Source organism: Thioalkalivibrio sp., assembly GCF_007692535.1.
Lineage (GTDB): Bacteria > Pseudomonadota > Gammaproteobacteria > Ectothiorhodospirales > Ectothiorhodospiraceae > Thioalkalivibrio.
Map to the genome: position 1 here is coordinate 1 of NZ_REBW01000168.1, position 8,073 is coordinate 8,073.

7 protein-coding genes and 1 pseudogene are annotated in these 8,073 nt (G+C 66.6%); 4 read left to right on the forward strand and 4 right to left on the reverse strand.

From position 1 onward, the window contains the following. From EA346_RS09595 to EA346_RS09605, 3 genes and pseudogenes are all read right to left on the reverse strand, one after another. Positions 1 to 321: pseudogene (locus EA346_RS09595) on the reverse strand (energy transducer TonB); the annotation flags it as partial. A gap of 31 nt (positions 322 to 352) precedes the next feature. Next, positions 353 to 829, reverse strand: a complete 477-nt coding sequence (gene bfr, locus EA346_RS09600; protein ID WP_296757976.1) for a bacterioferritin — start codon at positions 827 to 829, stop codon at positions 353 to 355. A gap of 100 nt (positions 830 to 929) precedes the next feature. Then, entirely contained in the window at positions 930 to 1,136 is a 207-nt protein-coding gene (locus EA346_RS09605) for a (2Fe-2S)-binding protein (protein WP_296757979.1), read from the reverse strand. A gap of 203 nt (positions 1,137 to 1,339) precedes the next feature. Between EA346_RS09605 and EA346_RS09610 the strand changes: the two genes are divergently transcribed. The 4 genes from EA346_RS09610 to cydC all read left to right on the forward strand — a co-directional run bounded on the left by EA346_RS09610 (position 1,340) and on the right by cydC (position 7,392). Then, positions 1,340 to 2,737, forward strand: coding sequence for a cytochrome ubiquinol oxidase subunit I (locus tag EA346_RS09610; RefSeq protein WP_296757981.1), 1,398 nt, complete (start codon positions 1,340 to 1,342; stop codon positions 2,735 to 2,737). A gap of 16 nt (positions 2,738 to 2,753) precedes the next feature. Then, positions 2,754 to 3,752: a cytochrome d ubiquinol oxidase subunit II gene (gene cydB / locus EA346_RS09615; protein WP_296757982.1), complete on the forward strand. Its 999-nt coding sequence runs from the start codon at positions 2,754 to 2,756 to the stop codon at positions 3,750 to 3,752. Positions 3,753 to 4,040: 288 nt separating this feature from the next. After that, positions 4,041 to 5,684 (forward strand): thiol reductant ABC exporter subunit CydD, encoded by a 1,644-nt coding sequence (gene cydD / locus EA346_RS09620; RefSeq protein WP_296757984.1) that lies wholly within the window; start codon positions 4,041 to 4,043, stop codon positions 5,682 to 5,684. Then, entirely contained in the window at positions 5,677 to 7,392 is a 1,716-nt protein-coding gene (gene cydC / locus EA346_RS09625; protein ID WP_296757985.1) for a thiol reductant ABC exporter subunit CydC, read from the forward strand. Before cydD ends, cydC begins: the two co-directional genes overlap by 8 nt. A gap of 77 nt (positions 7,393 to 7,469) precedes the next feature. Here the strand turns inward: cydC and EA346_RS09630 are convergent, their stop codons facing one another. Further along, positions 7,470 to 7,766 (reverse strand): hypothetical protein, encoded by a 297-nt coding sequence (locus EA346_RS09630; RefSeq protein WP_296757986.1) that lies wholly within the window; start codon positions 7,764 to 7,766, stop codon positions 7,470 to 7,472. Positions 7,767 to 8,073 lie beyond the last annotated feature (307 nt).

The following is an 8,073-nucleotide window of genomic DNA, read 5'->3' on the forward strand; positions in this document are numbered from 1 at the left end:
GGGCTCGGGCTCCGGCTCGGGCTCGGGCTCGGGTTCGGGTTCGGGTTCGGGTTCAGGATCGGGTTCGGGCTCCAACGCAGCCAGATCGAACACATCCGGATCCGCAGGACCTTCCGGTACCGCCGGGGGGAGCGTGAACTCCCCCAATTCGATCCAGCTCGCCTGCATGCCCCCGTGCCCGAGCTCCAGCTCGGGCTCGCCGGCCTGCCAGAGCAGGAGCCCCCCGACCGCCGCGCCGTGCAACAGCAGGCTCACCGCAACCCCCGCCGCAAGCCTCGACACAGGAGGACGGCGCGACGCGGGGATGTCGGTAATCGGCATGGATCGATTTCAGCGGCATCGCCACCGACCCTTAGTCGGCACTGCCCATCTGGGTCTGTTCGTAGTTCTGGATACCCACCCGTTCGATCAGGGCGAGGTTGGTTTCCAGCCAGTCGACATGTTCCTCCTCACTGTTGAGGATGCTCTGGAGCAGGTCGCGGGTCACGTAGTCCTGCACCTTTTCGCAGTGGGCGATCGCCTCCCGGTACAGAGGAATGGCCTCCTGCTCCATCGCCAGATCGCACTCCAGGATTTCCTTCGTGTTCTCGCCGATGCGCAGCGTCCCCAGATCCTGCAGGTTGGGCAGGCCCTCGAGGAACAGGATGCGGTTGATCAGCAAATCGGCGTGCTTCATCTCGTCGACCGACTCGCCGTATTCGTACGCGTCGAGTTTGTTCAGACCCCAGTCGCGGAACATCCGCGCATGCAGGAAGTATTGGTTGATCGCCGTGAGCTCGTTCTTCAGCGCCTGGTTGAGGTAGCGCAGGACTTCCGAATCACCCTTCATCTAAAACTCCTTTCTGTGCATGGTTGGGAGACCCGCGGGCCACCCCGGGCTCCAAGAAGCGCTTCCGAGGAAAACCTTCGAGCTAGCGTGGGCAAAGCGGCTAGCAGGTCTGCGGGTCCAGTTCCGTTCGATCATTCGCCTCGCCTTCGCGTTCCCGAAGCATACTCAGGGCGCGACGACCGCACTTGCCGCACTCGGAACAAACGCCCAGTCGCTCGCGCAGATCCCGCATGCGCAAACCGGCCTCGGTGCTGGCCAGGCTCCGAATATCGCCTTCCCGAACTCCCTTGCACACACAAACATACATAAGCCAATCCTGGAGACGTTGAACGAGTCACCGCCATAGTATTGTGAACGCGAATCGTTTGCAACAGCATTCATGGCTTTGGATGGGCACAACGCCCGGATGGGCACTCCCCAGTCTGTCGAAAGTTAGAATATTATTATACTCACGACACCCTGAGAGGCTACACTTCCTGCTGCTGGCCTCACCCACTGCGGGGATTCTCCATGGAATTCGATCCACTCCTGCTGTCGCGTATCCAGTTCGCCTTCGTGGTCTCGTTCCACGCGATCTTTCCAGTCTTCACCATCGGACTGGCGACGTATATCGCGCTGCTCGAGGGCATCGCCTACCGCACCAAAGATCCGGACTGGGCGCGCCTGTCGCAGTTCTGGATCAAGATCTTCGCCGTCGTCTTCGGGATGGGCGTGGTCTCCGGGCTGGTGATGGCCTTCCAGTTCGGTACCAATTGGAGCGAGTTTTCCTACCGCAGCGCCAATTTCCTCGGGCCGGTTCTGGCCTACGAGGTGGTCACCGCGTTCTTCCTCGAGGCGGCTTTCCTCGGCGTGCTGCTGTTCGGGCGCAACAAGGTCCCGCCGGGCGTACACCTGTTCGCCGCGATCATGGTCGCGGTGGGTACCTTCATCTCCTCGTTCTGGATCCTGTCGGCCAACTCCTGGATGCATACGCCGGCCGGTTTCGAGCTCCGCGACGGCATGGTGCACGTGACCAGCTGGCTTGAGGCCATCTTCAATCCGTCGTTCCCCTACCGGTTCACGCACATGGCCGTGGCCTCGCTGCTGACCGGCGGCTTCGTGGTGGCGGGCATTTCGGCGTGGTACCTGCTGCGGGGGCACGCGGTCACCGCCAGCAAGCGTGCGCTGAAGATGACCCTGATCATGCTGGCGGTCGCCGCTCCGGCCCAGCTGATCATCGGTGACTTCCACGGCCTGAATACGCTGGAGCACCAGCCGGCCAAGGTGGCGGCAATGGAAGGCGCGTGGGAGACGCAGGAGGGGCTCCCCCTGCTGCTGTTCGCCATCCCGGACCAGGCCAACGAGACCAATCATTTCGAGATCGGCATCCCGAAGCTGGCCAGCCTCATCCTCACCCACGAGTGGGACGGCGAGGTCCAGGGGCTGAAGGAATGGCCCGCCGAGGAACGCCCGCCGGTGGGCATCGTGTTCTGGTCGTTCCGGGTGATGGTGGCGATCGGAATGCTGATGATCGGCGTCGCGCTCTGGGGCGCGTGGTTGCTTTACCGCAGGCGGCTCCTGGACCACCCGGTGTACCTGCGCGTACTCACCCTGATGATCCCGCTCCCCTTCGTTGCCGTGCTGGCGGGCTGGTTCGTCACCGAGGTCGGCCGCCAACCCTACATTCTCTACGGGGTCATTACCGTGCAGGAGGGTTTGACACCTAGCCTGACCGGCGGCATGGCCCTGTTCACGCTGATCGGTTACATCGTGGTCTATGCCTTGGTGTTCACGGCCGGGCTCTATTACCTGACCCGCATCGTGCGCAAGGGCATGCCCGAAGAACTCGAGGAACAACAGGATCCGCAGGGTCGCCCGAAACGTCCGTTGTCGGCGGCAGACACCCCGCTGGACGAGCCCTCCGCCTAGCAGGGAGAGAAAAGCCATGTTCGACTTCACCTATATCTGGGTCATGATCATCGGCTTCGGCGTACTGATGTACGTGCTGACCGACGGGTTCGACCTCGGCGTCGGGATCCTCTTCCCCTTCGCCAGATCCGAGCAGGACCGCGACATCATGATGAACACCGTTGCGCCGGTCTGGGACGGTAACGAGACCTGGCTGGTGCTGGGTGGGGCGGGCCTGTTGGCGGCGTTCCCGCTGGTCTACACGGTCTTCCTTCCGGCCCTCTACATCGGCGTCTTCCTGATGCTCGCCGGGCTGATCTTCCGCGGTGTCGCCTTCGAATTCCGCTTCAAGGCAGCGAAGGGCCGGCGCTTCCTCTGGAACGCGGCCTTCTTCGGCGGATCGCTGGTCGCCACCTTCGCCCAGGGTGCGGTGGTGGGTACCTTCATCCAGGGCTTCGAGACCGAGAATTTTCGCTATGTCGGCGGGCCGATGGACTGGCTGACCCCGTTCACGGTCATGACCGGCCTGGGCATGATCGTAGGCTACGGTCTGCTCGGTGCAACCTGGCTGATGCTGAAGACCGAGGGCGAGACGCAGCGGTGGGCCCGCGGCTGGGCCTATCGCCTGCTCGCGGCCCTGATGGTCTTCTTCGTGATCGTCAGTCTGTGGACACCACTCACCGACGACTACGTGCGCAGCCGCTGGTTCGATAACCTCACCTGGCTCTGGCTGCTGCCACTGGCCACGGTCCTGGTCGCGGCCAGACTCTGGGGTTCCCTCAACCGCAGCTACGAGGCCACGCCGTTCATCTACACCATCCTCCTGTTCGGGTTGTTCTACGCCGGGCTGCTGTTCAGCAAGTGGCCCTACGTGGTGCCGCCGAACTACACCTTCCACGATGCGGCATCGGCACCGGAGAGCCAGCTGTTCCTGTTGATCGGGCTGCTGTTTGTCGTACCCTTCGTGCTGATGTACACCGCCTGGACCTACTATGTGTTTCGGGGCAAGGTGCGCGCCGACAGCGGATACCATTGATTGCCCGGCGCGCGGCCGCCCTCGTCCATGCGCAGTCCGCCGCGGGATCGACTGGAGCTGCGAAGCTGGCTGCTTCCCTCATGGAGTGCGGGAGCTCGCTCCCGCTTTCGGATACGCGGATCGACCCTGGCGGCCAAAGCGGGAGCAAGCTCCCGCACTCCATATGAGGGCGCGGGTCAAGCGGGGTGACCTCCTGCATGCAACGCAGGCCCCATCCCGCAACCTGCGGCTCCCGTTGAAGGCCGGGCAGCGTTCGGCGTCGGGTCGTCGCTGAACGTGCTTCTTCGCGTGCTTCTGAAGCCTCACCGGCGTTGGCTTCATCTCTCCTGGGCGGCTGGCGTCAGCGCCGGACTCGCGACGATCGTGCTGGCCGGCACCATCGCCTGGATCGTGCATCAGGCCGTGTTCGAGCCTGGCACGGCATCGGCCTGGCCCTGGCTGGGCCTCGCGTTCCTCGCCGTGATCACCCGCCACGGCCTGCAGGCCCTGCGCGACTGGGCGGGCCAGCAACTGGCCTTCAGGGTGCGCGGGGATCTGAGGGAACGGATGGTCGCGACCGCGGCCCGGATCGGACCGGTCCATCTCGCACATCGCGGTCACTCCGGAGCCTGGGCCAGCCGCTACCAGGAACAGGTCGACGCACTGGGCGGCTACTACGCGCGGTATCTCCCCGCTCTCGGCCTCGCTCTGGCGGTGCCGCTGGTGCTGTTGGCCGCCGCGTTCACGCAGGATTGGGTCGCGGCGCTGCTGCTGCTTTTTTCCGCGCCGTTGATCCCGGTCTTCATGGCCCTGATCGGCATGGGCAGCCAGCAGATCCACGAGGCGCAGCAAGACCGGCAGAACCGCCTGGCCGGGCATTTTCTGGATCGCGTCCGCAACCTGGACCTGCTGCGCCGGAGCCTCGCGCTGGATGCGGCGACCGACGAGGTTGCGGAGGCTGCACAGGGCTACCGGCGGCTCAGCATGCGCGTGCTGCGGGTGGCCTTCCTCTCTTCCGCAGTAATGGAATTCTTCAGTGCGGTGGCGATCGGCCTGGTCGCGATCTACGTCGGTTTCGCCCTGCTCGGCTTCCTGGACTTCGGCCCGGCCGGGCAGATGACGCTGTTCTCGGGGCTGTTCGTGCTGCTGCTGGCGCCCGAATACTTCCAGCCCCTGCGCCAGTTCGCACAGAGCTATCACGACCGTGCCAGCGCCGTGGCGGCGGCCGAGGCGCTGGCACCGCTGCTCCGGGAACCACCCCTCCCGCAGAGCGAGCCGGAGCCACTGCCTGCCGGTGCCGCACCGACGCTGCTGCGCCTCGAGCGGGTCAGCCTGCACTACGATCCGGACGGCCCGCCGGCGCTCGATGACCTGACCCTCAGCGTAGCGCCGGGAGAAGACATCGCGATCGTCGGGCCCAGCGGCAGCGGCAAATCGACCCTACTCGCCTTGTGCGCGGGCTTCATCCGCCCCAGCGCCGGCTCGCTGGCTCTGGCCGAACCCGCACGGCACTTCGCCTGGATGGGGCAACGTGCGCACCTGTTCCACGGCAACCTGCGCGACAACCTGCTGTTGGGAGCGCCCCCCGAGACCGGCGACAGGGAACTGATCGCGGCACTGGGCGCAGCCGGTCTGCGGGTGGACGATCCGACGCTGCCGAAGGGCCTCGACACGCCGATCGGCGAAGGCAACCGCGGGCTGTCCGGTGGGCAGGCGCAACGGGTGGCATTGGCCAGGGCACTGCTCTCGGACAGCCGCCTGTGGCTTCTGGACGAACCAACCAGTGCGCTGGACCCCGAGACCGAGAACGACCTGCTGAGCAGGGTCCTGGAACACGCACGGCAACGTGGCGTCACGATTCTCCTGGCGACGCACCATGCTGCCGTGTACGGGCGCATGCGCCGCGTGGTCCGCCTCGACCAGGGCCGGCTCCGGGAAGACGGCGATGTCTGACTGGGGGTTCCTGCGCCAGGTTTTTCGCGGCAGCCGCGTCTGGACAGGCTCGGCCTATCTGCTGCTGGCCCTGACCTGGGCCGCCGGCATCGCCCTGCTGGCGCTGTCGGGGTGGTTCATCACGGCCTCCGCGCTGGCGGGTGCGGGCCTGCTGCTGGGACTCGAACTGTTCACGCCGTCGGCCGGCATTCGCGCCGCGGCGCTGCTGCGCACCCTGGCGCGGTACGGCGAGCGCGTGATCGGGCACGAGGCCGTGCTACGCGTCCTCGCCAGCCTGCGCGCACGCAGCTTCGCGTCGATCTCGCAGCTGCCGATTGCCAGCCAGCGACAGCTGCGCAGCGGGGACCTGCAGCACCGGCTGACCGCGGACATCGACACCCTGGACGGGGTGCCGCTGCGCATCACCGGTCCGGTTGTCGCGGCGAGCCTGGCGGTGCTTGCCGCGACTGCTCTCGCCTACTGGCTGGCACCCTGGCCCGCGGCTGTATTGCTCCTGGCCACCGCCATCCTGACGCTGGCGGCGTCGCTGCTGGCCGCCCGGCTGGGGCAGGCGCGCGGGCGCGCGCTCGTGGAGCGGCGCAGCCGGCAGCGGGTCGCGCTGCTGGATTACTTCGGGGGGCTGGCCGACCTGATCGCCTACGGACGCGCAGATTCCCAGCGGATGCTTCTCGACGACCTGGATCGCGAGCAGGCGAGGGGCGTCCTGCTGCAGGAACGGGTCGCGCTGCTCGCCGACCAGGCCGTGCAGGGGTTGGTCGCCACGACCACGCTGACGATGCTGGCATTGGCCCTGCACTGGCATGCCGCAGGCGCCATCGACGCGCCGGTTGCGGTTTTACTGACCCTGATGACGCTTGGGTTGAACGAGGCCCTGAGCACCCTGCCCGGGGCGTTCTGGCGCACGGGAGAGAGCCTGCAGGCGGCGGCGCGACTGCGGAGCCTCGGCGTCGATCCCGGCGGCAGGCCCGCGCGCGCAACGACGGGACGGGATCGGACCGAGGAAGGTCTGCTGCCCGACGCGCCCACGCTTCATGCCCACGATCTCGGAATCGGATTCGCCGGGGAACCCCCGCTGCTGACCGGGCTCGATTTTTCCCTGCAGCCGGGGCAACCGCTGGTCATCCATGGCCGCAGTGGGCTGGGCAAGAGCACGCTGCTCGAGACCCTCGCCGGTGAACGCCCCCCGTTGGACGGCACGGTCACGCTCGCGGGGCGCGAGGTCGGGGCGTGGTCGGAACCCCGGCGCTACCGGTGGATCGGCTATCTGCCCCAGGAAACCCTGCTGCTGGACACCAGCGTCGCCGGCAATCTCCGGCTCGGGCGGCCCGAACTGACCGATCAGGCCCTGTGGACGGCGCTCGAGACTGTGGATCTGGCGCAGGCGTTGCAACGCGAGGGAGCCGGACTGGACTACCTGGTCGGAGAGATGGGACGCCGTTTGTCCGGCGGTCAGGCCCGCCGCCTCGCACTGGCCTGGCTGATCCTTCGGGACACGCCGATCATCCTGCTCGACGAGCCGTTCTCGGGGCTCGACGGCGCTACCGAGCAGCGGGTCCTCGCGCGCCTCGCGCCTTGGTTCGCAACGCGCCGGGCAGTCATCGTGACCCATGCCCCCGAACGCTTACCGGCCGAGTGGCCGCGCCACGCGCTACAGCCAGCCACCATCACCGCGGGGCGCCGTGGGGCCATGCGGCACCATCAGACGTAGGGTGGCGTCAGGCGCGGCCGAAGCGTCCCGGGTCAAAGCACCGGCTTGCCGGGTGCGAACGCCGGGCTCGCGGACTTTCAGGGATCGCCGGGGCGCCACACGCCCGAGGCCTCCTGGGGCGGCTGCGCCGGAGCGGCGGACTGATTGCGGCTTTCGACGTCCACGAAGACGGAATCCGTGAACTGCGCCAGTTGCGAGAGGTAGTCCTTGCGCTGCGCAACCGGCTCCGGCATCTGCGCCACGAGATAGCCGATCACCGCCGCGAGGTACTGTACGCCGACGATGGGCTCGCGTGCCCTCGGGTCGGCCTCCTGCAGAACACTCTGCAGCTTCTCGATGAGATCGCCGGATAATTGCAGGCTGTCGTCGCTCATGGTGGAGTCCCTTCATCAAAATGGGGGGCCCATAAGACTACGGCATTCCGTTGCCAGGCAAAAACCGGGACGGCGAAAGGGGACATCGCTCGCGGCGCCATGCCAAACCGACGTTAGCGTGAAAGTTCTGTAGGTCGGGTTAGCGTAGCGTAACCCGACGTGCCGGGGTGGTGGGGCGCCGGGGACGACGCTCCTTTGCGGCCATGGGTGGGTGCGAGGCCCGTCGGGTTACGCCCTTTGGGCTAACCCGACCTACGGTTTGCGGCTTGTCATCGTCAGGGGTGGCGCAGGGCCATGACGGTCAGCC

What these genes read in the sequence shown, in the direction of transcription:
- bfr (WP_296757976.1), bottom strand. Translation starts at nt 829, where the DNA reads ATGAAGGGTGATTCGGAAGTCCTGCGCTACCTCAACCAGGCGCTGAAG.
- EA346_RS09605 (WP_296757979.1), bottom strand. Translation starts at nt 1,136, where the DNA reads ATGTATGTTTGTGTGTGCAAGGGAGTTCGGGAAGGCGATATTCGGAGC.
- EA346_RS09610 (WP_296757981.1), top strand. Translation starts at nt 1,340, where the DNA reads ATGGAATTCGATCCACTCCTGCTGTCGCGTATCCAGTTCGCCTTCGTG.
- cydB (WP_296757982.1), top strand. Translation starts at nt 2,754, where the DNA reads ATGTTCGACTTCACCTATATCTGGGTCATGATCATCGGCTTCGGCGTA.
- cydC (WP_296757985.1), top strand. Translation starts at nt 5,677, where the DNA reads ATGTCTGACTGGGGGTTCCTGCGCCAGGTTTTTCGCGGCAGCCGCGTC.
- EA346_RS09630 (WP_296757986.1), bottom strand. Translation starts at nt 7,766, where the DNA reads ATGAGCGACGACAGCCTGCAATTATCCGGCGATCTCATCGAGAAGCTG.